16 protein-coding genes are annotated in these 23,436 nt (G+C 70.6%); 9 read left to right on the top strand and 7 right to left on the bottom strand.

Annotated features, from left to right (window positions below; all coding sequences use genetic code 11):
- The first annotated feature begins 291 nt into the window (after positions 1-291).
- The gene (locus F4562_RS09015) at positions 292-2,304 is read left to right on the top strand and encodes a S9 family peptidase (RefSeq protein ID WP_184542520.1); all 2,013 of its coding nucleotides are present in this window, start codon (positions 292-294) and stop codon (positions 2,302-2,304) included.
- 363 nt (positions 2,305-2,667) lie between these two features.
- Here the strand turns inward: F4562_RS09015 and rny are convergent, their stop codons facing one another.
- From rny to recA, 3 genes are all read right to left on the bottom strand, one after another.
- Positions 2,668-4,233 (bottom strand): ribonuclease Y, encoded by a 1,566-nt coding sequence (rny, locus tag F4562_RS09020; protein WP_246473389.1) that lies wholly within the window; start codon positions 4,231-4,233, stop codon positions 2,668-2,670.
- Between the two features lie 339 nt (positions 4,234-4,572).
- On the bottom strand, positions 4,573-5,592 hold the full coding sequence (recX, locus tag F4562_RS35730) for a recombination regulator RecX (RefSeq protein WP_260315988.1): 1,020 nt from the start codon (positions 5,590-5,592) through the stop codon (positions 4,573-4,575).
- 13 nt (positions 5,593-5,605) lie between these two features.
- A complete protein-coding gene (gene recA, locus F4562_RS09030; protein ID WP_184542527.1) occupies positions 5,606-6,709 on the bottom strand; it encodes a recombinase RecA in 1,104 nt (367 codons plus the stop codon).
- Between the two features lie 413 nt (positions 6,710-7,122).
- Between recA and F4562_RS09035 the strand changes: the two genes are divergently transcribed.
- Positions 7,123-7,473, top strand: coding sequence for a hypothetical protein (locus F4562_RS09035; protein ID WP_184542529.1), 351 nt, complete (start codon positions 7,123-7,125; stop codon positions 7,471-7,473).
- Positions 7,474-7,592: 119 nt separating this feature from the next.
- Here F4562_RS09035 and F4562_RS09040 read toward each other — a convergent pair whose 3' ends face one another.
- Positions 7,593-7,787, bottom strand: a complete 195-nt coding sequence (locus tag F4562_RS09040) for a DUF3046 domain-containing protein (protein ID WP_184542531.1) — start codon at positions 7,785-7,787, stop codon at positions 7,593-7,595.
- 162 nt (positions 7,788-7,949) lie between these two features.
- The gene (locus tag F4562_RS09045; protein WP_184542533.1) at positions 7,950-8,438 is read right to left on the bottom strand and encodes a VOC family protein; all 489 of its coding nucleotides are present in this window, start codon (positions 8,436-8,438) and stop codon (positions 7,950-7,952) included.
- A gap of 256 nt (positions 8,439-8,694) precedes the next feature.
- Here F4562_RS09045 and F4562_RS09050 point away from each other — a divergent pair, with 256 nt between their 5' ends.
- From F4562_RS09050 to F4562_RS09060, 3 genes are all read left to right on the top strand, one after another.
- Entirely contained in the window at positions 8,695-13,761 is a 5,067-nt protein-coding gene (locus tag F4562_RS09050) for an Lhr family helicase (protein ID WP_246473391.1), read from the top strand.
- A 456-nt stretch (positions 13,762-14,217) separates the two neighbouring features.
- Entirely contained in the window at positions 14,218-14,952 is a 735-nt protein-coding gene (locus tag F4562_RS09055) for an alpha/beta fold hydrolase (protein WP_184542535.1), read from the top strand.
- An 11-nt stretch (positions 14,953-14,963) separates the two neighbouring features.
- Complete coding sequence (locus F4562_RS09060; protein WP_184542537.1) at positions 14,964-16,160, top strand: PP2C family protein-serine/threonine phosphatase; 1,197 nt, start codon at positions 14,964-14,966, stop codon at positions 16,158-16,160.
- Between the two features lie 141 nt (positions 16,161-16,301).
- On the opposite strand, the gene F4562_RS09065 is transcribed toward F4562_RS09060, so the two are convergent.
- Entirely contained in the window at positions 16,302-16,946 is a 645-nt protein-coding gene (locus F4562_RS09065; protein WP_184542540.1) for a M15 family metallopeptidase, read from the bottom strand.
- Positions 16,947-17,038: 92 nt separating this feature from the next.
- Positions 17,039-18,262, bottom strand: coding sequence for an ROK family transcriptional regulator (locus tag F4562_RS09070; RefSeq protein ID WP_184542542.1), 1,224 nt, complete (start codon positions 18,260-18,262; stop codon positions 17,039-17,041).
- Positions 18,263-18,473: 211 nt separating this feature from the next.
- Between F4562_RS09070 and F4562_RS09075 the strand changes: the two genes are divergently transcribed.
- The 4 genes from F4562_RS09075 to F4562_RS09090 all read left to right on the top strand — a co-directional run bounded on the left by F4562_RS09075 (position 18,474) and on the right by F4562_RS09090 (position 23,351).
- A complete protein-coding gene (locus F4562_RS09075) occupies positions 18,474-19,805 on the top strand; it encodes an extracellular solute-binding protein (protein WP_184542544.1) in 1,332 nt (443 codons plus the stop codon).
- Positions 19,806-19,807: 2 nt separating this feature from the next.
- Complete coding sequence (locus tag F4562_RS09080; RefSeq protein ID WP_184542547.1) at positions 19,808-20,821, top strand: carbohydrate ABC transporter permease; 1,014 nt, start codon at positions 19,808-19,810, stop codon at positions 20,819-20,821.
- Complete coding sequence (locus tag F4562_RS09085; protein WP_184542549.1) at positions 20,818-21,708, top strand: carbohydrate ABC transporter permease; 891 nt, start codon at positions 20,818-20,820, stop codon at positions 21,706-21,708. Before F4562_RS09080 ends, F4562_RS09085 begins: the two co-directional genes overlap by 4 nt.
- Before the next feature lie 188 nt (positions 21,709-21,896).
- A complete protein-coding gene (locus tag F4562_RS09090; RefSeq protein ID WP_184542551.1) occupies positions 21,897-23,351 on the top strand; it encodes a glycoside hydrolase family 3 protein in 1,455 nt (484 codons plus the stop codon).
- Positions 23,352-23,436: the final 85 nt, after the last annotated feature.

Consider the following 23,436-nt stretch of genomic DNA (forward strand, 5'->3'; position numbering starts at 1 on the left):
TCATGACCGGGCGGGACAGCCGGGTGGGGCACCCTTGCCGCCCCACCCGGGAGGGCCGGGAAGGACACGTCCTCCGAGCCGCGGAAGATCGGCCGCGAACGGCAACGGCGGCGCCGGGGAGGCTCGTGCGGCCTGTGGCGGATCCACGCCACAGCCGCGGGAATCCGGGCGGACACCGGGACACCCCTTCGCTCGGGTTTGTTGCACTTGCTCCGGCCACCGGCCACGAGTCTCGCTCGATGTGAGCGTCATACCGGCGACACACGCCGGGTTATCAGGCAGGATTACGCCATGTCCCCCGAGCAGGTCGTCCTACCGTACGCCACCTGGCCTTCGCCGGTCTCCACGTCCGACGTCGCCCGCTCCGGGCTGCACCTCGGCTTCCCGACGGTGCTCGGCCATGAGGTCTGGTGGACCGAAGACCGCCCCGCCGAGGGCGGCCGGACCACGATCATGCACCGGGGGGCCGACGGCACCCGCCGCGAACTGCTCAGGGCACCCTGGAGCGCCAGGACCAGGGTCCACGAGTACGGCGGGCAGTCGTACGCCGTCGTGCCCGGCCGGGGCGTGGTGTTCGCCAACCTCACCGATCAGCGCCTCTACCTGCTGCCCTCCGACGGCGAGCCGCACCCTCTCACGCCGGAGCCCGACCAGCCCGCCGCGCTCCGGTACGCCGAGATGATCCTCCACGACGGGCAGATCTGGTGTGTACGGGAACGGCACCACCCGGACGGCACGGTGAGCCGTTCGATCGTGTCGATTCCGCTGCCCGCCGAGGACGGCGGGGATGACGGGAACAGCGAGGACGAGGGGAACCGCGGCGACGGCGAGACCGTCGGAGACGACCGGAACGCCGGAGACGACGGAGACGCAGCGGAGGGTGCAGATAGCGGGGACGACGCGGCCCGGCGGGAACCACGCGAACGGGTCGGCGGCAGCGACTTCTACGCCTCCCTCGCGATCTCACCTGACGGCGCACACCTGGCGTTCGTCTGCTGGGATCACCCGCGTATGCCGTGGAACGGGACCGAGCTGCGCGTGTTCCGCCTGGCCGACGGCGCCTGCCGGACGATCGCGGGCGGTCCCGGTGAGTCGGTGCTCGCACCGAGCTGGCGAGACGACCACACCCTCTACCTGGTCTCCGACCGGTCGGGCTGGTGGAACCTCTACCGGGCCGGGATCGACGGTTCCCCGCCGCAGGCCCTCCACCCGGCCGAGGAGGAGTTCGCCGGACCACTGTGGCAACTCGGCGGCGCACCGTACGCGAAGCTGGCCGATGGCAGGCTCGCGGTCCTGCACGGACAGGGCGACCTGCGCCTGGGTGTCCTCGACCCCGACCGCGGCGTGCTGCGCGACCTCGACGTCCGCTACGACGGCTGGCTCCCGGTGCTGGCCACCGACGGCCGCGCCATCGCCGGGATCGGGTACGGTCCCACGTCACCCCGCTCGGTCGTCCGAATCGACCTCGGCACCGGGCAGGTGGAGGAGCTCCGCCGTGATGTCGACGAGCTGCCCGAGGCGGCCTACCTGCCACGCCCCCGGGCCCTGCGGATGGAGAGCCGGTCCGGCCGCCTCGTGCACGCGTACCTCTATCCGCCGACACACCCGCGGGCACGCGGCACGGGCGCCCCGCCGTACGTCGTGTTCGTGCACGGTGGGCCGACGGGCCACAGCACCGGAGCGCTCGATCTGGAGAAGGCGTTCTTCACCAGCCGGGGCATCGGCGTGCTCGACGTCAACTACGGAGGCTCCACCGGATACGGCCGCGCCTACCGCGAGCGGCTGAAGGGCCAGTGGGGCGTGGTCGACGTCGAAGACGCCGTCGGCGCCGCCGAATGGCTGGCCGCCGAGGGCCTGGCCGACCCGGCGCGCATCGCGATCCGGGGCGGCAGCGCGGGCGGGTGGACGGTCATGGCTGCCTGCTGCGCGTCCGACGTGTTCGCCGGCGGCGTCTCCTACTTCGGGGTGAGCTCGCTGGCGCCGTTCGTCACCACCACCCATGACTTCGAGTCGCACTACGTCGAATGGCTGATCGGCCCCGAAGACCCCGCCCTGTACGCCGCACGTGAGCCTCTCGCCCAGGTCGGGGGGGTCACCTGCCCGATGCTGCTCCTCCAGGGCCTCGCGGACCCCGTGGTTCCTCCGGCCCAGTCGCAGGCGTTCGCCGACGCCCTCGCCGAGCGCGGAGTGCCCTGCACCTATCTGACGTTCGAGGGCGAGGCGCACGGATTCCGCCGTGCCGAGACCCGCAGCGCCGCCCTGGCCACCGAACTCGCCTTCTACCAGCAGATCTTCCACAGCTGAGATCCGGCGGTCTCGTCACGCTTCAGTGGTCTCGTCACGCTTCGGCGGTGCCGGAGCGACGATGCCGAAGCGTGGGTCAGTAGCGGCGGACAGGACCAGGACCACCGAGCGGTACCGGGAAGGGCGACCGCGGCCAGGAACGACGAACCGGACCCGCGGGCGGCACACCCCCGAGCCGAGAACGACGAACCAGGGCCGCGGGCGGCACACCCCCGAGCCGAGAACGACGTCCCCTGGCTCAAGGGCGGCAAATCAGGGCCAGGGACGGCACACCCAGAACCAAGAACAACGAACCCCCAGCCCAAAGACGGCAAACCAGAGCCAGAGGCGACGAACCCCGGTACCGAGCACGACGAACCGGGGTCAGCGGGCGAACTCGGTGGCCCGTGACTCACGGACGACGGTGATGCGGATCTGACCGGGATAGGTCAGCTCTTCCTCGATCTGCTTGGCGACGTCACGGGCGATCACCTGGGCCTGGATGTCGTCGACCGCGTCAGGCTTCACCATGACCCGGATCTCCCGGCCGGCCTGCATCGCGAACACCTTCTCGACCCCGTCGTAGGAGGTGGCGATCTCCTCCAGGCGCTCCAGCCGCTTGACGTATGCCTCCAGCGACTCACGCCTGGCCCCCGGACGGCCGCCGCTGATCGCGTCGGCGGCCTGAGTCAGGACGGCTTCGACGGTCTTGACCTCCACCTCGTTGTGATGGGCCTCGATGGCATGGACGACATCCTCGTGCTCGCCGTACCGCCTGGCGATCTCGGCGCCGATGAGCGCGTGGCTGCCTTCGACCTCGTGGGTGAGAGCCTTGCCGATGTCGTGCAGAAGCGTGCAACGTTTGAGGAGCGGCACGTCGAGCCGGAGCTCGGCCGCCATGATTCCCGCGATGTGCGCGGACTCGATGAGGTGGCCGAGCACGTTCTGGCCGTAGGACGTGCGGTAGCGCAGCTGGCCGAGCAGAGTGATCAACTCAGGGTGCATGTCGGTGATGCCGAGCTCCATGAGGGCGTCCTCACCGGCGCGCACGCAGAGTTCCTGCACCTCTGCCTTGCTGCGCTCGTGAGCCTCCTCGATACGCTGCGGATGAATGCGGCCGTCAAGGACCAGCTTCTCCAGGGTCAGTCGCGCGGTCTCCCTGCGAACCGGGTCGAAGCACGACAGCAACACCGCTTCAGGCGTGTCATCGATGATCAGGTTGACCCCGGTGGTGGACTCGAAGGCGCGGATGTTACGCCCCTCCCGGCCGATGATTCGGCCCTTCATCTCGTCACCCGGTAGGTGGAGGACACTGACCACGGACTCGGCGGTCTGCTCGGTGGCGACACGCTGCACCGCCAACGTGACGATCTTGGTGGCCCGTTTCTCCCCCTCCTTACGCGCCTGGCTCTCGATCTCCCGGACGATCAAGGCGGCCTCGCGCTTGGCTTGGTTCTCGATCTCCCGGACGAGCTCCGCCTTGGCCTGGTCGCCGGTGAGGCCGGCGACCCGCTCCAGGACGGCTTTGCGCTCCTCGGCGACCCGTTCGAGCTCCTCACGGCGATCGGCCAGTTCGATCTCCGTCTCGGCGAGCTTGCGGGCCCGCTCGGCCTGGCGCCTGGCCTCCTCGTCGAGACGCTGCTCGCGCTCGGCCAGTCGATGCTCCCGGCGTTCGAGATCGGCCCGGAGCTCCTTGAGCTCGTACTTCAGCACCCGGCCCTCGGCCTCGGCCTCCTTACGCGTCTCGGCCGCAGCCTCGACCGCCGCCTCCGAACGGCGCAGAAGCTCTTCGGCGTCGCCCTCAGCTTTGGCGCGGATCTCGTCCGCCTCACGTTTGGCCTCGTCGAGCAAGGTCTGGAACTGGGCCTCCTGCTCAACGGTAGGGCCTTTGAGCCTGCCGCCGGTTGCGCCGACACGACGCAGGAGCACGACCGAAACGGCTATCGTCATCACGGCAAGAGCCACAACCGCCACTGCCAACATGACGACCACACCGGGGTCCATGCGTGGCCCACCTTCCTCGCGTCGCAAATATCAAGCACACGAGGTGTCACACACACGGCACGGAAAGCTCAAGCGGCGGCACCATCAGGACAGATGTCAATCCAGGCGAGACCGCACACCGGCTACGCCAACCGGTCTGCCGCTCCCCTCCTTATCCGCCAAACCTACTTGCCCGTAATACACCGCTATGACAATCCGCACGGCGCGGAGTAACTCCTCACTGCCGTTGAGGTTAAGCGTCAGAGAGGTAACGAGCAAGCAAAGACCTGCGTCAGCTGCCTTGAGTCAGTCGAACGGATGGTCCAGGTCAGCGGAGATTGAGGGGTCTTCCGTCTCTTCGTTCTCCAGAGCCTCTCGAATCACACGAAAGGCCAATCCGGGGCCGTATCCCTTCCGGGCGAGCATGCCGGCCAACCGGCGGGTTCTGACCGCGGAATCCAGGCCACGCGTCGCACGGAGCTTGCGCTCCACCAGTCGGCGGGCCGTCTCAGCCTCCTGCTCGGGGTCGACCTGCTCGACCGCCTCCTTCACCGTGTCTTCGTCCACACCGCGGTGGCGAAGCTCGGAGGCCAGCGCCTTGCGGGCGAGGCCACGCCCGGCGTGACGTGAACTCACCCATGCGGCGGCGAACGCCTCGTCGTCGATGAGCCCCACCTCGGAGAAGCGTTCCAGCACCGCGTCGGCCGCCTCCTGCGGCACTTCACGCTTGCGCAGTGCCTCGGCCAGCTGGGCCCGGGTGCGCGGACCCATGGTCAACAGCCGCAGACAAATCGCCCGTGCCACCGCCTGGGGGTCGGCATCCGGCCCTCGGCCGGCCGCGGACCCCTCGTCGGCCGGGCCGTCGGGCAGGAACCCCGGAGAGCCGCCCCGCGATCGGCGGGTCCCGCGCCGGGACGAGCGAGCCTTTCCTTCTCGTGGCCTGTCTTCCGTCGAGCCCGGCATGCCATCCGGGCGTGGAGCACCGCCCAGGCTCGAAGCACCCTCCGCGTCTGAGCCGCCCTCGAGGCCCGGGATGCCTCCCAAACTCGAAGCACTTCTCAAACCGGGTATGTCTCCCAGACGCGGCGCGTTTTCCGCACTTGACACATTCTCCGCGCCTGGTGTGCCCTTCCGGAGCGGCCTGCTCTCCCGGCGTCTTTGGAACCGGCTTGCGCCTGGCTCCTGAGATCGGTTCGTACCGGGAGAGGCCGCCTCAGACCGCGGGGTCACCCTGGATCGCGAAGCCGTCTCCGGCTCATCGGGCCAGGCACCCCAGTCTCGCGATCCGGCCGCACCGGCCGGACCGGGATCAGGACCCGTTGTCATCGCTCAGCCGAGATCAGGCGTCACCCGGCTTGGCCGCCGCCTTGGAACCGCGGCCGGAAGCTGCGGGAGCCGGAGCGGCGGCGGAAGCGGGTGCGGCCGGCGGGGTCGCGGGGTTGTCGAGGCGCGGACCGATGCCGAGCTTCTCCTTGATCTTCTTCTCGATCTCGTTGGCCATGTCGGGGTGGTTACGCAGGAAGTTTCGCGCGTTCTCCTTGCCCTGGCCGAGCTGGTCGCCCTCGTAGGTGTACCAGGCGCCTGACTTGCGGACGAAGCCATGCTCGACACCCATGTCGATCAGGCCGCCCTCACGCGAGATGCCGACCCCGTAGAGGATGTCGAAGTCGGCCACCCGGAAGGGCGGAGCCATCTTGTTCTTGACGACCTTGACCCGGGTGCGGTTGCCGACCGCCTCGGTGCCGTCCTTCAGCGTCTCGATGCGGCGGATGTCGAGCCGGACCGAGGCGTAGAACTTCAGCGCCTTTCCACCGGTCGTGGTCTCGGGCGAGCCGAACATGACGCCGATCTTCTCGCGGAGCTGGTTGATGAAGATGGCGGTGGTGCCGGTGCTGTTGAGCGCACCGGCGATCTTGCGCAGCGCCTGGGACATCAGGCGGGCCTGAAGACCGACGTGGCTGTCGCCCATCTCGCCCTCGATCTCGGCCTTGGGCACGAGGGCCGCGACCGAGTCGACGACCAGCAGGTCGACCGCGCCGGAGCGGATCAGCATGTCGGCGATCTCCAGCGCCTGCTCACCGGTGTCGGGCTGGGAGACGAGCAGAGCGTCGGTGTCGACGCCCAGCTTCTGGGCGTACTCCGGGTCGAGGGCGTGCTCGGCGTCGATGAAGGCGGCGATGCCGCCGGCGCGCTGGGCGTTGGCCACGGCGTGCAGGGCGACCGTCGTCTTACCCGAGGACTCGGGGCCGTAGATCTCCACGATGCGGCCCCGCGGGAACCCGCCGATGCCGAGTGCCACGTCGAGCGCGATGGAGCTGGTGGGGATCACCTCGATGGGCGCCCGGGTCTCGTCGCCCAGGCGCATGATGGACCCCTTGCCGAACTGCCGCTCGATCTGAGCGAGCGCGGTCTCGAGCGCCTTCTCGCGGTCGTTGGATGCCATGGGAGCCCCCCTGGAGGTCGCGGTTTGGATCGGTTGCCAGAAAGCTACGGTGTGCCACCGACATTTTCGGGAGGGCACGCCAGGAGTGGTGGCCTGTTCAATATAGCCGAACGACTGTTCGATCGCCGCCGGTCGGCACACCGGGCCCGACGGACCTCGGAACCCGGCGCGGACTCCCGCCGGAACACGAAGGCGACCCTCGCCGGGACCCGGAGACGGCTCCTGCGAAAACCCTGGGCGGGGTCCGGTGCCCGCCGGTCGGACTCCTGACCGGATCCCGCCCGCGGGCCGCCTCGTACCGCCGGGGCAACGGATTCGTCTCGCGGACGACATTCTCAAGCACCCCCCGGATCCGTTGCCGCCCGCCCGCCCGGAGGTGATCCTGAGGGCAAAACGATTCCGAGGTGCCCGGCGTGCCGAACGCGTTCCTGCAGCAGCGTCTCGTCCATCTCGACTCCCTGGCGGCCGAACTCCGGCACCGGGGGCTGACCAGCCGCAAGGTCGGAGCCACCGCTCCCGTCCTATGGGTGTGGCATCCGGGGAGCCTCCGGCAGACGGTCGTCTTCGCCACCCCCGCGATGGACGGCTGGTTCTTCCTGTGGTCACCGGACGGTCAGCAGGACGCCGCCGATCCCGCGCACACAGCCGAGATGATCAGCAGGCTCCTCGACCCGGCGGACGGCCTCGCGGGAGACGGCCCTCCCGACTCTCCCGGCGCCCCGGGGGGCGACGGTCCGGAAGACGGTCATGCGGGACCTGCGTGAGGACCGCGCACGTGAAAGACCCGCCTCGCCGGATCGCTCCGACCGGGCCGTGCCGACGCCGGAGCGTCCCGCGGCCCGGCACACGGCGCACAGCGGAACTCGGCTCCGGCCGGGAAAACTCAGCGCAGCTTGGGGGAGACCTCGGTCACCTTGCACACGGCCTGCCAGACCTCCTTGGCCCCGATCCCGTCGGCCAGGGCCTGGACGACCGTCCGGCCCCCGAGTTCGGCGATGACGTAGTCACGGGCCCACGACTCGGCGTACTGGTCACCGAAGTGCAGTTTCATCCGTCTCCAGAACTCGGACAGGCGCATGACCCAAGTATGGGTCCGTCCCCGGTGTGCGGCGGCCGTCCGCCGCGTCCGGTGAGCGCGGACGAGCGCCTCCGGCCCGGGGCCGCCGGACCGGCCGGGAACACCACGGGGCCGGATGACCGGCCGAGCGCACACGGGAGACGCTTCACCACGGTCGCACCGTCAGATGACGTGGGATCCGTACATCTCGCCGAGGGGATCGGCGAGCAGTTCGAGACGGGCGCCGTCGGGATCGGCGAAGTAGATGGAGGCGCCGCTCTCGACCTGGTGGGGTACGCCGGCGGCCTCCAGTTTGCCGCGCAGGCGCTCCCAGGTGGACGGGTCGACGGAGATGGCGACGTGATGGAGCCCGCCGAGGATCTCCTTGTAGGGGCCGAGGTCCAGGCCGGGGAAGTCGAAGAAGGCCAGCAGGTTCCCGTTGCCGATGTCGAAGAAGAAGTGGTTCGAGCCGCGGTAGTCACGGTTCTCGAAGATCTCCGTGAGGGGGAACTCCAACAGGTCCTGGTAGAAGGCGATCGTGGCCTCGACGTCCGAGGAGATCAGCGCGAAATGGTGCAGCCCTCTGGCGCTGCTGGGCGGCCGATGCTCCCTGAGGTGCTGGGCCCTGATCCGCTCGCGTGTCGCCTCGATGGCCGGATAGTCGATGCTCATCGTCGTTCACCGCTCAATGCATCGTGTGTTCGTCAGGCTCTATCTCCGTGACGAGAGGGAGCCAACCTATCTTGAACGTCAGGCCATGATGGCGGTATCGCCCCGGCCGGGTTTTCCCCCGGACCACCCGGCACGGTTCCGCCGCAGGTGGGTGTGGCGGATCCCCGCCTGCGGGGCCGGGCGATTCTGTCGGTGGGACCGTGCAGTATGGGGCGGTCAGCCGGTGGCCGGTCGAGTCGGGGCGAGGAGGCCAGCGATGGAGGAGACCACCAACACGGACGGGGCGCTCGACCATTTCACCTCGGTGACCAGGGAATGGTTCACCGGGGCGTTCGCCGCCCCCACCGCCGCCCAGGAGGGTGCGTGGGCGTCGATCGCCCGGGGCGACAACACACTGGTGGTCGCGCCGACCGGATCGGGCAAGACGCTGGCCGCCTTCCTGTGGTCGCTCGACCGGCTCGCGGCCGATCACGTCGAGAGGGCTCATACCGGTGGCGGCACCGGTGAGGGCGGCACGGGCGGCGGTGGCACCGGGGGTGACGGCGCGGGTGACGGCGGCGCGCATCGCGGTGCGGCCGGGCGGGCGGAAGGCGCCGGGCGGCGCCCACGCGCGAAGGACGACCGGCCCACGAGGCTGTGCCGTGTCCTATATGTGTCGCCGCTCAAGGCCCTGGCCGTCGACATCGAGCGCAACCTCCGGGCGCCCCTGGCGGGGGTGAAGCAGACCGCGCGGCGGCTCGGGCTCCCGGTGCCGGAGATAACGGTGGCGATCCGGTCGGGTGACACCTCGCCCGAGGAGCGACGCCGGTTCGCGACCAGGCCGTCCGACATCCTGATCACCACCCCCGAGTCGTTGTTCCTGCTGCTGACGAGCCAGGCCCGTGAGGCGCTGCGTGAGGTGGAGACCGTCATCGTCGACGAGGTGCACGCGGTGGCGGCCACCAAGCGCGGCGCGCATCTGGCCCTCAGCCTGGAGCGGCTCGACGCTCTGCTGGAGCGGCCCGCCCAGCGGATCGGCCTGTCGGCCACCGTGCGCCCGGTCAGCGAGGTGGCCGCCTTCCTCGGCGGATCGCGACCGGCGGTGGTGGTTCAGCCGCCCGCGGAGAAGACCATCGAGGTCGACATCGTCGTGCCGATCGAGGACATGACCGAGCTCGACGCCCCCGTTCCCTCCCCTTCGCCCGCCGACGTGCCCGACGAAGACCGGTGGCTGATCGAGCCTCCGGCGAGGCGCTCGATCTGGCCGCACGTCGAGGAGCGGCTCTTCGACCTGATCGGCGGTCACCGGTCGACGATCGTGTTCGCCAACTCGCGGCGGCTGGCCGAACGGCTGTGCACTCGCCTCAACGAGCTGGCCTGGGAGCGCCGGTCCCCCGGCACCGGGCAGACCGACGTCGACGCGGGGGCCGGAGCACGGGGGCGGGCCCCGGAGGGCGGTTCGTCCGGCCGCTCCACGGGAGTCGGGCAGGCCGCCGAGGGTGCCGCGGAGGCGGAGGGCGGGCCGGTGCACTGGGCGGGCGGGTTCCCCGTCCCGCCCGCCTCGACCGCGACCCCGGCGGAGATGATGGCTCAGGCCGGAGCCGCCAAGGGGGTGGTCCCGGAGATCGTGCGGGCCCACCACGGCTCGGTCTCGAAGGAGGAGCGCGCTCAGATCGAGGAGGCGCTGAAGTCGGGGCGGTTGCCCGCCGTGGTCGCCACCTCCAGCCTGGAGCTCGGCATCGACATGGGCGCGGTCGACCTGGTCGCCTGCGTGGGGGCACCGCCGAGTGTGGCGAGCGGTCTGCAACGCATCGGCCGGGCCGGGCACCAGGTGGGGGCGGTCTCCCGGGGCGTGATCTTTCCCAAGTACCGCGGTGACCTGGTTCAGACCGCCGTGGTGGCCGAGCGGATGAGAACCGGTGAAATCGAGGATCTGCGGTATCCACGCAACCCGCTCGACGTACTCGCCCAGCAGATCGTGGCGATGACAGCGCTGGACGAATGGACGGTCGACGAGCTGGAGACCGTTGTGCGCCGCGCCGCCCCTTATCGGACGCTGCCCAGGAGCGCGCTGGAGGCGACGCTCGACATGCTCGCCGGGCGATACCCGAGCGAGGAGTTCGCCGAGCTGCGGCCCCGTATCGTCTGGGACCGGGTCACCGGCACCCTGCAGGGCCGTCCCGGCGCGCAGCGACTGGCGGTGACCAACGGCGGCACGATCCCCGACCGTGGGCTCTTCGGAGTCTTCCTGGTCGGCGAGAAGGCGTCCCGGGTCGGTGAGCTGGACGAGGAGATGGTCTACGAGTCGCGGGTGGGGGACGTCTTCGTGCTGGGCGCGACCTCCTGGCGGATCGAGGACATCACCGCCGACCGGGTCCTGGTCACGCCCGCCCCGGGACAGCCGGGCAAGCTTCCCTTCTGGCACGGCGACACCGCGGGCCGTCCCGCGGAGCTGGGCAAGGCCATCGGCGCGTTCCTGCGCGACATGTCGGCGGCGGGTGCGGGCACCGGGGCCCTGGACCGGGTCAGGGCGGCCGGGCTGGACGACTTCGCCGCCGCCAACCTGCTTTCCTACCTGGCCGAGCAGCGCCAGGCCACCGGATACGTGCCGGACGACAGGACGCTGCTGGTCGAGCGTTTCCACGACGAGCTGGGCGACTGGCGGGTCGTGGTCCATTCCCCGTACGGGGCACGGGTGCACGCACCGTGGTCGCTGGCGATCGGACGGCGGCTGCGGGAGCGCTACGGCGTCGACGTGCAGGCCGTCCACTCCGATGACGGGATCGTGCTGCGCATCCCCGACACCCTCTCCGATCCCCCGTCCGACGTGGCGGTCTTCGACGCGGACGAGATCGAGCAGATCGTCACCGAGGAGCTCGGCGGCTCGGCGCTGTTCGCGGCGCGGTTCCGGGAGTGCGCCGGGCGGTCCCTGCTGCTGCCGCGCCGCACGCCGGGCAAGCGGACTCCGCTCTGGCAGCAGCGGCAGCGGGCCTCGCACCTGCTGGCCGTCGCCGGGCGCTATGGGTCGTTTCCGGTGGTGCTGGAGACGATGCGCGAGTGCCTGCAGGACGTCTTCGACGTGCCGGGGCTGGTCCGGCTCATGCGGGACATCTCTGCGCGGCGAGTCAGGCTGGTGGAGGTTGAGACCTCCCAGGCGTCGCCGTTCGCGGCGTCGCTGCTGTTCGACTACGTCGGCGCTTTCATGTACGAGGGAGACGCCCCGCTGGCGGAGCGGCGCGCTCAGGCGCTCGCCCTCGACACGACCCTGCTGGCCGAGTTGCTGGGCCAGGCCGACCTGCGCGAACTGCTCGACCCCGACGTGATCGCCGACACCGACCGCGAGCTGGCCAGGCTCGACCGGCCGTTGCGCGACGCCGAGGATCTGGCCGACCTGCTCCGCTCGCACGGCCCGCTGCTCGCCGACGATGTGAGCGTCCGCGGGGGTGACCCGGCGTGGCTCGCCGCGCTGGAGGAGTCCCGGCGGGCGATCCGGGTTCGGGTGGCCGGGCAGGAGCAATGGGCGGCGATCGAGGACGCCGCCCGGTTGCGCGACGCGCTGGGCGTGCCGCTGCCCGTGGGGGTGCCGCACGTTTTCCTGGAGCCGGTCGACGATCCGCTGGGCGACCTGCTCGCCCGGCACGCCCGCACCCGCGCCCCCTTCCCGGCGAACACCGCCGCGGCCCGTTTCGGCCTCGGCCCGGCGGTCGTCGCCGACGCGCTGCGCCGCCTGGCCGCCTCGGGGCGGGTGGTGAGCGGAGAATTCCGGCCCGGTGGCCGGGGCGAGGAGTGGTGCGACGCCGGGGTGTTGCGGATGCTCCGTCGCAGGTCGCTGGCGAGACTCCGCAAGGAGGTGGAGCCGGTCTCGCCGGAGACCCTTGCGGCCTTCACACCCGCCTGGCACGGCATCAGCGGCTCCCCGCAGCGAGGCAGGCCGCCGGTCGACGCTCTGGTGTCCGCGATCGAGCAGTTGCAGGGGGCGGCGGTGCCCGCCTCCGCGCTGGAGACCCTGGTGCTGCCCTCGCGGGTGTCCGGCTACGACCCCTCACTGCTGGACGAGCTGACCTCCTCCGGCGAGGTGGTCTGGGCCGGGCAGGGGTCACTGCCGGGCGGTGACGGCTGGGTGGCGCTCTACTTCGCCGAGACCGCGCCGCTGCTGATGCCCGAACCGGGTGCCGTCACCATGACGCCGGTGCACGAGGCGGTGCTGGAGGCCCTTGGCGGCGGGGGTGCGCTGTTCTTCCGGGAACTGGCCGTCCGGGCCGGTTCGGTACTGGACGACAGGGTGCTGGTCGCCGCGGTGTGGGATCTGGTGTGGTCAGGGAGGATCACCGGTGACACGCTGGCGCCACTGCGGGCGGTGCTCGGCACGGGACGCCCCGCGCACCGTCCCGCCGCCACGCGCAGACGGCGGGCGGTGCTGCCGACCAGAAGCGGACCGCCGACGGTCGGCGGACGCTGGTGGTTGCTGCCCAGCCCGGCGGACGACGCGACCCAGCGGGCACACGCTCAGGCGGAGGTGCTGCTGGAACGGCACGGCGTGGTGACCAAGGGCGCGGTCGTCGCCGAACGGCTGGCGGGTGGGTTCGCCGCGGTCTACCCGGTGCTGCGTGCCTTCGAAGAGAGCGGCCGATGCCGCAGGGGCTACTTCGTCGACGGGCTGGGGGGTGCCCAGTTCGCCCTACCGGGTGCCGTCGACCGGATGCGCGCCGCCTCCGCCCCGCCCGGGAACGCGGCACCGACGGCCGGCCCGGAGGCCAGGACACCGGCGGCCGACCCATGGAGCCGGACACCCACGACCACCCCGTGGAGCGGGACGTCGGAGACCTACCCGGGGAAGACGGCGCCGGAAGCGGAAGCCGATCCGCGGCGCGGGGCGTCGCCGGACGATTCGTGGGATACGGCGCCGGGGACCGGTTCATGGGACGCGGCCATGGGAGCCGCCGGTCCGTGGAGCCCACGGCGGCCGGTCGCAGACGCGAGGCGGGCGGTGGTGCTGGCGGCGGCCGACCCGGCCAACCCGTATGGCGCGGCCCTGCCGTGGCCCGCCCATCCGGGTGACGTGTCGCACAAGCCGGGCCGGAAGGCGGGCGCCCTGGTGGTGCTGGTCGACGGGCACCTGGCGCTCTACGTCGAACGTGGTGGCAAGACCCTGCTGTCCTTCGCCGACGACGACCGTCTCCGGCCCGCCGTCGACGCCCTGGCGCTGGCTGTGCGCGACGGCGCTCTGGGCAAGCTGACCGTGGAGCGGGCCGACGGCACCGCCATCAACGACTCACCCCTGGCCGCTGCTCTGGAGGCCGCCGGGTTCCATCCGACCCCGCGGGGCCTGCGTCTGCGCGCCTGACCGTGCCCGCGGACAGGTCGGGGGCGTCTCAAAGGCCAGGCGCGTGTCGTAGGCCGGTGTGCCGCGGAGGACGACGCGCTTCGAAGGCCGGCTGCCTCGGAGCCGGTCCGCGGTCACGCTGGGAGTGCCCTGCGGGATGCCCGCAGCCTGCAAAAGCTTGATCGTCGAATCCGGGGTGAGACGTCATTTGGACGCGTTGAACTTCCATGGATTTCGTGATACCCCTCGAAAACTGACAAAGATGGCAAATTATGTGAATAACATCCTTTTCTGGAAGAGCGGGTACCCTCCTACTGTCCAACCGAATTGGGCATGAAAGGACCTGCTCGACATCACCCTGCGTGATCACATAAAGATCATCTCGGTGGAGCACTCCCGACGACAGGGCGGTCAGCCAGCGTGGATGTCACAGTTCGTAACAACGTCAAGGTTTCGGGCCGTCCCGACGGGAAGCCTATGATCTTCGCCCACGGGTTCGGCTGTGACCAGAACATGTGGCGCCTGGTGACCCCCGCCTTCACGGACGAATACAAGATCGTCCTGTTCGACTACGTCGGAGCCGGAAACTCCGTCGTCTCCGCCTACTCCCCCGAGCATTACTCCTCCCTTGAGGGCTACGTCCAGGATGTCATCGACATCTGCGAGGAACTGGATCTGACCGGCGCTGTCTTCGTCGGGCATTCGGTCAGCGCGATGGTCGGCGCACTGGCCTCCATCCGGGAGCCGCACAGGTTCGACCAACTGGTGCTCGTGGGCCCGTCACCGTGCTACATCGACGACGGTGACTACGTCGGCGGCTTCAGCACCGCCGACATCGAGGAACTCATGGAGTCACTCGACAGCAACTACCTGGGGTGGTCGAGCGCGATGGCTCCGGTGATCATGGGGAACGCGGACCGCCCGGAGCTGGGGGACGAGCTGACCAACAGCTTCTGCCGCACCGACCCGGAGATCGCCAGGCGGTTCGCCAGGGTGACGTTCCTGTCCGACTGCCGGGCGGACCTCCCCAAGGTCCCGGTGCGCTCACTGATCCTGCAGTGCTCCGACGACGTGATCGCCCCGGTGGAGGTGGGTGAGTACGTCCACCGGGCGATCCCCGACAGCGAGCTGGTGCGGCTGCGAGCGACCGGCCACTGCCCCAACCTGAGCGCCCCGGAGGAGACCGTCACCGCGATCAAGGCGTTCCTGTAACCGGAGGACCGATGACCGGGCGTGATGAGGCGGGCATGGCCGAGGACGACTTCGAGGAGCTGTACGAGGACGCGCCGTGCGGCTACCTCTCCACGCGGGTCGACGGGACGATCATCCGGGCCAACCGCACGATACTCACCCTGACCGGTTACTCCAGGGAGGAACTGGTCGGCCGGGCCCGGATCCACGACCTGCTGCCGATCGGCGACCGGATCTTCTACGAGACGCACTTCGCTCCGCTCCTGGCCATGCAGGCGGTGGTCCGGGAGGTCGCGATCGACCTGAGGTGCGCGAACGGGACCAGGCTGCCGGTGCTGCTCAACGCGGTGACGAAGGAAAGGACGCCGCACCGGCCGGAGCTGGTCCGGATCTGCGTGTTCGCCGCGACCGATCGCCGGGAGTACGAACGTGAGCTGCTGCGCGCACGGCAGCGGGCCGAGCAGTCCGAGGCGAAGGCGCGTGAGCTCGCCCAGACCCTGCAGAAGAGTTTCATCCCACCGGCGCTGCCCCGCATCCCCGGGATGGACGTCGCCGGGATGTACCGGCCCGCCGGCCGGGGCGACGAGGTCGGCGGCGACTTCTACGACATGCACGAGACCGAGGGCGGCTGGGCACTGGCCATCGGGGACGTATGCGGCAAGGGGGTGGAGGCGGCCGTGGTGACCAGCCTGGCCCGTTACGCCCTACGCGCCGCACCCCTCCGGGAGGACAGCCCCGCGGCGATCCTCACCAGCCTGAACCAGGTGCTGCTGAGAGAGAAGGCGGGCCGGTTCCTGACGGCGGCGTACGCACAGATCTCCCACGACGCGCAGAACCACTTCCACCTCACCCTCTCCCTGGGCGGTCATCCCTCCCCCGTGCACATCTCCGGGGACGGGCTGGGCAGGATCGGCCGTCCCGGAACCCTGCTGGGCATCCTGAAGAAGGTCAGCCTGACCGACATCGACATCGACCTCCTCCCGGAGGACGTCATCGTCTTCTACACCGACGGTGTCGTCGAAGCGCGGGGCGACGACGGGATGTTCGGTGAGGGCAGGATGCAGGACGTGCTGGTCGCCGCCAGAAGCGGGAACGCGGCGAGCATCGCCGCCCGGTTGATGGACGAGATACTGACGTTCCAGTCCGGCCTGCCCAACGACGACATCGCCATCCTGGTGCTCAAGGTCGGAGACAGGCCGACCTCGCCGGTCACCGCGGCCCCGTCCTGAGCGCCGCGGCCCCGTCCTGAAGCCACAGCTTCTTCCTGAAGCACCGCGGCTCCTTCTGAGGGTCGCGATCCCGTCCCGATGCCGCGAATTCGTCCTGGAGCCGCCGATTCGTGCGGCACCGCCGTCCGATCCGCGGGTCGGTCAGCGGGTGACCGGGCCGTAGAGCGCGCCGGAGGCCCCGACGGTCATGGCCCAGTAGCGGTCGCCGTATGACCAGTGCCACCACTCGGTGGGGTAGTTGACCAGACCGGCCGCCTCCAGGGCGACGCCGAGCAGCTTGCGGTGGTGGCGTGCTTCGGCTGACAGACCGGGGGCGTCGGTGTAGCAGGCGCCGTCGCTCTGCTCGGGGGTGGCGTTGACGGGGGTACCCATGTCGAGCTCGGACCCGTCTTCGGCGCACAGGGTCAGGTCGACCGCCGCGCCCGCGGTGTGCGGGGCGACTTCGACGGGCGAGACGTAGCGGCTCGCCGCCGCACGGAGCTCGTCGGGCGGCATGTCCGGATACAGCGCCGCCAGCTCCGCCGAGTACTCGTCGAAGATCCGCTGCTGCGTCGTCACCGGCCGGTACCCCTCCACGACCAGCAGCCGGTAGCCGTCGGGAAGGTGCTCCTGCGCCTGCTCCAGCCGGGCGAGCAGGCCCTGCCGCAGGTGGGCGAACGCCCCCTCTGGATCGGCCAGCCGGCCGTCCGTACGCAGCCGCCCCCGCACGTCGATCAACGGCTCACCGGACTCCTCGACGGGGATCGAGACGACCCGGGGGTCGGAGATCAGAACGATGTCGCGCATGACGGCAATTCTCCCCCAGACGCCTCCGTCCCGGAGACGCCGCCCTTCCCAAGGCGTCACACCGTCCCGGAGACGCCGCCCTCCCCGAGGCGTCACACCGTGTCGGAGAACACCTGTTCCCGTGCCTGCTGCAGGGCCGAGACCAGGGCGCCACGCAGCACGGGATTGCCCCGGACCTCGGTGATCACAACGCTGGGACGGCTCGGGCAGACCCGGGCCACGGCCTCCTCCACTCTGACGGCGAGCGCCTCTCCCCCGGCCCGGCCGACGTCGCCGCTGAGCACGATCAACCCGGGGTCGAGCACCACGGCGACGGCCGCGACCCCGACGGCCAGCCGCCCGGCCAGTTCCTCCAGGAACGCGTCGGCTCCCCCGTCCACCGCCATGCGGACGTAGTCACCCACCGAGCCGGAGCCGGCGGCCAGGGCCGGCGCGGACAGGCCGCCCGCGGGGGCGGGAGCCGCGGCCAGGGCGGGGACGATGCCGTGGGCGTGCGCCAGGCCGGTCACCGCGTCGCCGCCGACGAGACGCTGGAACGACCCCGACTGGGGTTCGTTCACCTGGGTCGGGAGCGGTTCGCCGGGGACCGGGAGCCAGCCGATCTCACCGGCGCCGCCGGTGGCGCCGCGGTGCAGCCGGCCGCCCAGCATGACGCCGAGGCCCTGCCCCACTCCGGCCCACAGGAGTACGAAGTCGTCCGCGTCCCGGGCGGCGCCGTGCGCGCGTTCGGCCAGGGCGGCGAGGTTGACGTCGTTCTCGATCGTCACGGGGATGTCCAGGTCCCGGCGGAGCTGGGCGAGCACGCCCGCGTGCCAGGAGGGCAGGTCGAAGGAGAAGCGGACGTCACCGGTGCCGGGGTCGACGACGCCACGGGTGCCGATCACGAAGGCGCGCAGCCGGTCGGCGCCGATGCCCGCCGACGCGCACGCCTTGCGCACCGCGCTTCGCACGAGCCGTACCGGGTCGTCGTGGCCGCTCGGGTCGACCGCGACCTCGGCGACGATCTCACCGGTGATGTCGGCGACGCCCGCGGCGATCCGGTCGGGGAGCACGTCGAGGCCCGCCACGTACGCGCACGACGGCACGACGGCGTAGAGGGCCGCGTTCGGTCCCCGTCCGCCCGCCTGTTCGCCGACCACCGTGACGAGGCCGCGTTCCTGAAGGCGGGCGAGGAGCTGTCCCGCGGTCACCTTGGACAGACCGGTGCGTTCGCCCAGCTCGGACCGGGTGAGCGGACCGACGGACAGCAGGAGCTCCAGCGCCGCACGGTCGTTGAGCTGACGCAGCAGCCGAGGCGTCCCCGGACGTCTGGACACGGTGCCCCTCCCCGTCACGATCCGCTAACGATCGTTTCTTTTAAGAAAGTTTCTTGTTAGTTTAACCATGGTCGGCCCAGGGGCAAGCGATCTGCCCCACGGGCCGCGGCAGTTCTGACCGCTCCCAGTTGAGTCCAGAGGGTCACGGGGGACCCCAGCCGATTACCGACGAGCGAAAGATCCCGGCGAAAGCCTGAAAGGGAGAACTCCAGTGAAGTTCGCGAGAATCGCCACCACGACGGCAGTCACCGCCGCCCTCGCCCTGGGTCTCGCCGCCTGTGGTGGCGCCGAGACCGCGCCGGCGCAGAACGCCGGCACGTCGGCACCGGCCTCCGGACCGAAGTTCGCCGGCCAGACGCTGACCGTCTGGCGCCTGGGCGCCCCCGACTCCAAGCAGACAGCGTTCATGAACGACCTGAACGCCAAGTTCAAGGAGCTCACCGGCGCCGACGTCAAGCTTCAGTGGGTGCCGTGGCCGGACGCGCAGGCCAAGTGGACCGCCGCGCTCGCCGGCGGCGACGGCCCGGACGTCACGGAGTTCGGCAACGACCAGGTGGCCGCCTGGGTCGCGCAGGACGCCCTCACCGACATCACCGACATCGTCAAGAGCCACCCCGACTTCCAGCAGATCCCGCAGAACCTGTGGAGCTACGAGACGGTCGACGGCAAGATCTACGCCACCCCGTGGGGCGGCGGCACCCGCGCGGTCCTGTACCGCAAGGACTGGTTCGACGAGCTGAAGATCGAGACCCCCAAGAACTGGGAGGACCTCGTCGCGGCGGGCAAGAAGATCGTCGAGAAGAAGGGCAAGGACGTCGACGGCTTCGCCTTCAACGGCGGCGCCGACGCCAACATGTCGCTCTCCCCGTTCGTCTGGTCCGCCGGCGGCGACTTCGCGGCCTTCGAGGGCGGCAAGTGGGTCGGCAAACTGACGCAGCCCGGCTTCAAGGAGGGCTTCCAGTACTACACCGACCTGGTCGCCAAGCACGGCATCTCCCGCAAGTCCGCCCTCACCCAGAACTCGACCGACATCGCCACCCGCTTCGCCAACGGCAAGGTCGGCATGTACGTGACCGGCGCCTGGGACCTGACCACCATCAAGGAACAGAGCGGCGGCAAGATCGCCGACAAGGACATGGCCTTCTTCTCCGTCCCGTCCAAGGACGGCAGCGGCCCGGCTCCGGCCTTCCAGGGCGGCAACGACATCGCCATCTGGAAGGACGCCAAGAACGTCGAACTGGCCGCCGAGTACCTCAAGCTGGCCGCCGGCAAGGAGTTCGGCACCCGCTACGCCAAGGAGGGCGGCCTGCTGCCGCTCTACCCGGAGGCCCTGAGCGAGTACGCCACGGACCCGGTGCAGGCGCCGTTCGCCGAGACCTTCAAGATCGCTAAGGGTTTCCCGAACGACACCAACTGGGCCGAGGCCAACGACACCAAGGCCGTCCTGCAGAGCGCGGCCCGCGCCGTCATCGAGGGCAAGAAGGACGTCGACACCGCGCTGGCCGACGCCAACAAGGAACTCGAAGAGATCCTGAACCAGTAACCATGGCGAACACCTCAACCATCGCCCGGGGCGGGGGTGCCTCCCCCGCCCCGGCGCGGGGGCACCGGGACGACACGCCCCCGCGCAAGCGGGGGGGCCTGCCGGCCTGGGTGATCCCCTACGTGCTGCTCGTACCGGGCCTGCTGGTCATCGGAGGGCTCCTGCTCTACCCGCTGTTCCAGATGGCGGTCATGTCCTTCCAGAAGGTGGGGCTGCGTGAGGTCCGCGGCGCGCCGGCCGAGTCCGTCGGCTTCGAGAACTACACCAAGCTGTTCGAGACGGAGCTGTTCTGGACCTCGCTCCGCAACACCGTCGTCTTCGCCGCCGTCACGGTGGCGCTCACCCTCATCCTCGGCACGCTGGTCGGCCTGCTGCTGAACAAGCTGAGCAAGGCGATGTCGACCTTCCTCGTCGTCGGCATCATGGCCGCCTGGGCCACCCCGCAGATCGCCAGCGCGATCATCTGGCGCTGGCTCTTCGACGCGGAGTCGGGCGTCATCAACTGGGCGCTCAACGCGCTGCCCGACTGGCTGTCCACCCTGCTGTTCGGCCGCGCCGACTGGAGCGGCGAGCCGTGGCTCAACGACCCGGTCAGCATCTACGTGATCCTGATCCTGATGGTCGTCTGGGCGTCGTTCCCGTTCATCGCGGTCTCGGTGCTGGCGGGCCTGAGGAGCATCGCCCAGGAGCTGTACGAGGCGGCCCGGGTCGACGGCGCCTCCGCGTGGCGGATCTTCTGGCGGATCACGTTCCCGCTGCTCAAGCCGGTCTTCGCCGTGCTGACGGTGCTGTCGATCATCTGGGACTTCAAGGTCTTCACCCAGCTCTTCGTGCTGGCCGGGGGCACGTCCAACCGGGAGGCGTTCAACCTGTCGCTGTTCTCCTACACCCAGGCGTTCAGCGCACCGGTCAAGATGGGCATGGGCGCGGCGATCGCGGTGGTGCTGACCGTCATCCTGCTCGTCATCACCTTCTTCTACGTCCGCCAGATCGTGAAAACGGAGGACGTGCGATGACCGTTCTTCGGGCGCCCGCGCGTCCCAGGACGCGGCGGCAGCTCAGCAACCGCAAGCGGCTCGGCCGGATCGGCCTCAACACCGCGGCCGTCGCGGTGTTCGTGTTCGCGGTGTTCCCCGTCTACTGGATGGTGAGCACGGCCTTCAAGAGCAACCAGCAGATCTTCACCACCCAGTTCATCCCGTTCCCGACGGACCCGACGCTGGAACACGTCGAGCGGGTCTTCACCGAGGGCGTCGCGGGCCACTCCGTCTGGCGCTACCTGCTCAACAGCGCCATCGTGGCGCTCGGCACGGTCGTGGTCGGCGCGGTCTTCGCCCTGCTCTCCGCGACCGCGGTGGCCCGCTTCCGCTTCCGCGGACGCACCTCGTTCCTGATCCTGCTGCTCATCGTGCAGATGGTGCCGGGCGAGGCACTGCTCATCCCGCTGTTCATGATGATCCGCCGGGCCGGGCTGTACGACCAGCTCCTCGGCCTGATCGTGGTGAACGTCGCGCTGACGTTGCCGTTCGCCATCTGGATGCTGCGCACCTTCGTGGCGGCGGTTCCCAAGGAACTGGAGGAGGCCGCCTGGATCGACGGCGCGAGCCGGTTCACCACCTTCTGGCGGGTGCTCTTCCCGCTGGTGGCCCCCGGCCTCGTGGCGACGAGCATCTTCTCGTTCATCACCGCGTGGAACGAGTTCGTCTTCGCGCTGACGCTGATGAGCGACCAGAGCGGTTTCACCATGCCGGTGGCGCTGCGCTACTTCGTCAGCCAGCGATCGGTCGACTGGGGCGCGATCATGGCCGCCTCCACCCTGATGACCATCCCGGTCGTCGTCTTCTTCCTCCTGGTGCAGCGGCGGATGGTCTCCGGTCTCGTCGCGGGCGCCGTCAAGGGCTGACCCCACCGGCGTCGTCACGGCCCGCACCGGCCGGCCCCGGGCCGTGACGACGAACGCGGACCCGGGCGCCGCGACGGCGGTACGCGGGCCCTGGCGGCGTACGCGGCCCGCACCGGCCGGCCCCGGGCCGTGACGCCCCTTCTCACATCCGACACCTCACCCGACCCCAGGTAAGGAACACCCACCACATGTCTGAGCTCACCGCGGGCCGCGGCGACCGGGAACTGCGCCGTCTCGCGGCCGGCACGCTGCTCGCCGCGTTCCAGGGCACCGAGGCCCCCGACTGGGTGTTGCGGGGCCTGCAGGACGGCCTCGGCGGCGTCACCCTCTTCGGTTTCAACGTCGCCGACGCCGCCCGGCTCTCCGCCCTCACCGCCCGGTTGCGCGAGGCCGGGGACCCGGTCGTCTCGCTCGACGAGGAGGGCGGCGACGTCACCCGGCTCGCGTACCACGTGGGCAGCCCGTATCCGGGCAGCGCCGCACTCGGCGCGGTGGACGACATCGAGCTGACCCGGCGTGTCCACCGGTCGATGGGCGACGAGCTGGCCGGCTGCGGCGTCAACCTCGACATGGCCCCGTCCGCGGACGTCAACACCGCCGACGACAATCCGGTGATCGGCACCCGCTCGTTCGGGGCGGACCCGGCGCTCGTCGCCCGGCACACCGTCGCCGCCGTGCAGGGCCTGCAGTCGGCCGGGGTGGCCGCCTGCGTCAAGCACTTCCCCGGCCACGGCGCCACCCGGCAGGACTCGCACCTGGAGCTGCCGCTCGTCGACGTTTCCCGGGAGCTGCTGCACGAGCGCGAACTCGTGCCGTTCCGCGCCGCGGTCGAAGCCGGGGTCAGGTCCGTCATGACCGCTCACGTGCGCGTTCCCGCCGTCACCGGCGACGTGCCCGCCACGCTCTCCCCCGCCGCCGTCGCCGGTCTGCTCCGCGGCGAGCTCGGCTACGACGGCGTGGTCGTCACCGACGCGCTCGACATGGGGGCGGTCGCCGGCGCCTACGGTCTGGCCGGCGGCGCGGTGCTCTCCCTCGCCGCCGGAGCCGATCTGCTCTGCCTGGGCCCCACTCCCACCGCGGACGACGTCCGCCGGATCACCGACGCGATCGTCGAGGCCGTCGGCGACGGGCGACTGCCGGCGGCCCGCCTGGAGGAGGCCGCCGAGCGGGTGGCCCGTCTGCGCGCCTGGTTCGGCGCCTCCCGCAGCGGCGAAGGCGAAGGGAGCATGATCGGGCTCGCCGCCGCCCGCCGCGCGGTCCGCCTCACCGGACCGGTCTCCCGGATGATCGATCCACTGGTGGTCGAGATGGACACGCCACCGACCATCGCGGTCGGCGACGTGCCGTGGGGCTTCACGCCGCTGCCGTCGCGGGCCGAGGTGGTCCGGGTCAGGCCCGAGGCCGCGGACCTGCCGGGCATCCTGCGCCGCGCCACCGGCCGGTCCCTGATCGTCGTGGTCAAGGACGCCCACCGCTACGAGACGAGCCGGTCGGCGGTCTCCGCGCTGCTGGCCTCCCGCCCGGACGCCACCGTGGTGGAGATGGGCCTGCCGATCTGGCGTCCCGCGGGCGTCACCTATCTGGCCACCTACGGCGCCGCTCGCGCCAACGCCCAGGCCGCCGCCGAGCTGCTCGGCGTCTGACGGGCCCGGGGCGGACGGTACGCACGAGGACGGGCCGGGAAAACGGCATCGGGAGGACGGCACTCATGAGGAAAGGCCGGGGGGA

This window comes from Streptosporangium becharense (genome assembly GCF_014204985.1).
Lineage (GTDB): Bacteria > Actinomycetota > Actinomycetes > Streptosporangiales > Streptosporangiaceae > Streptosporangium > Streptosporangium becharense.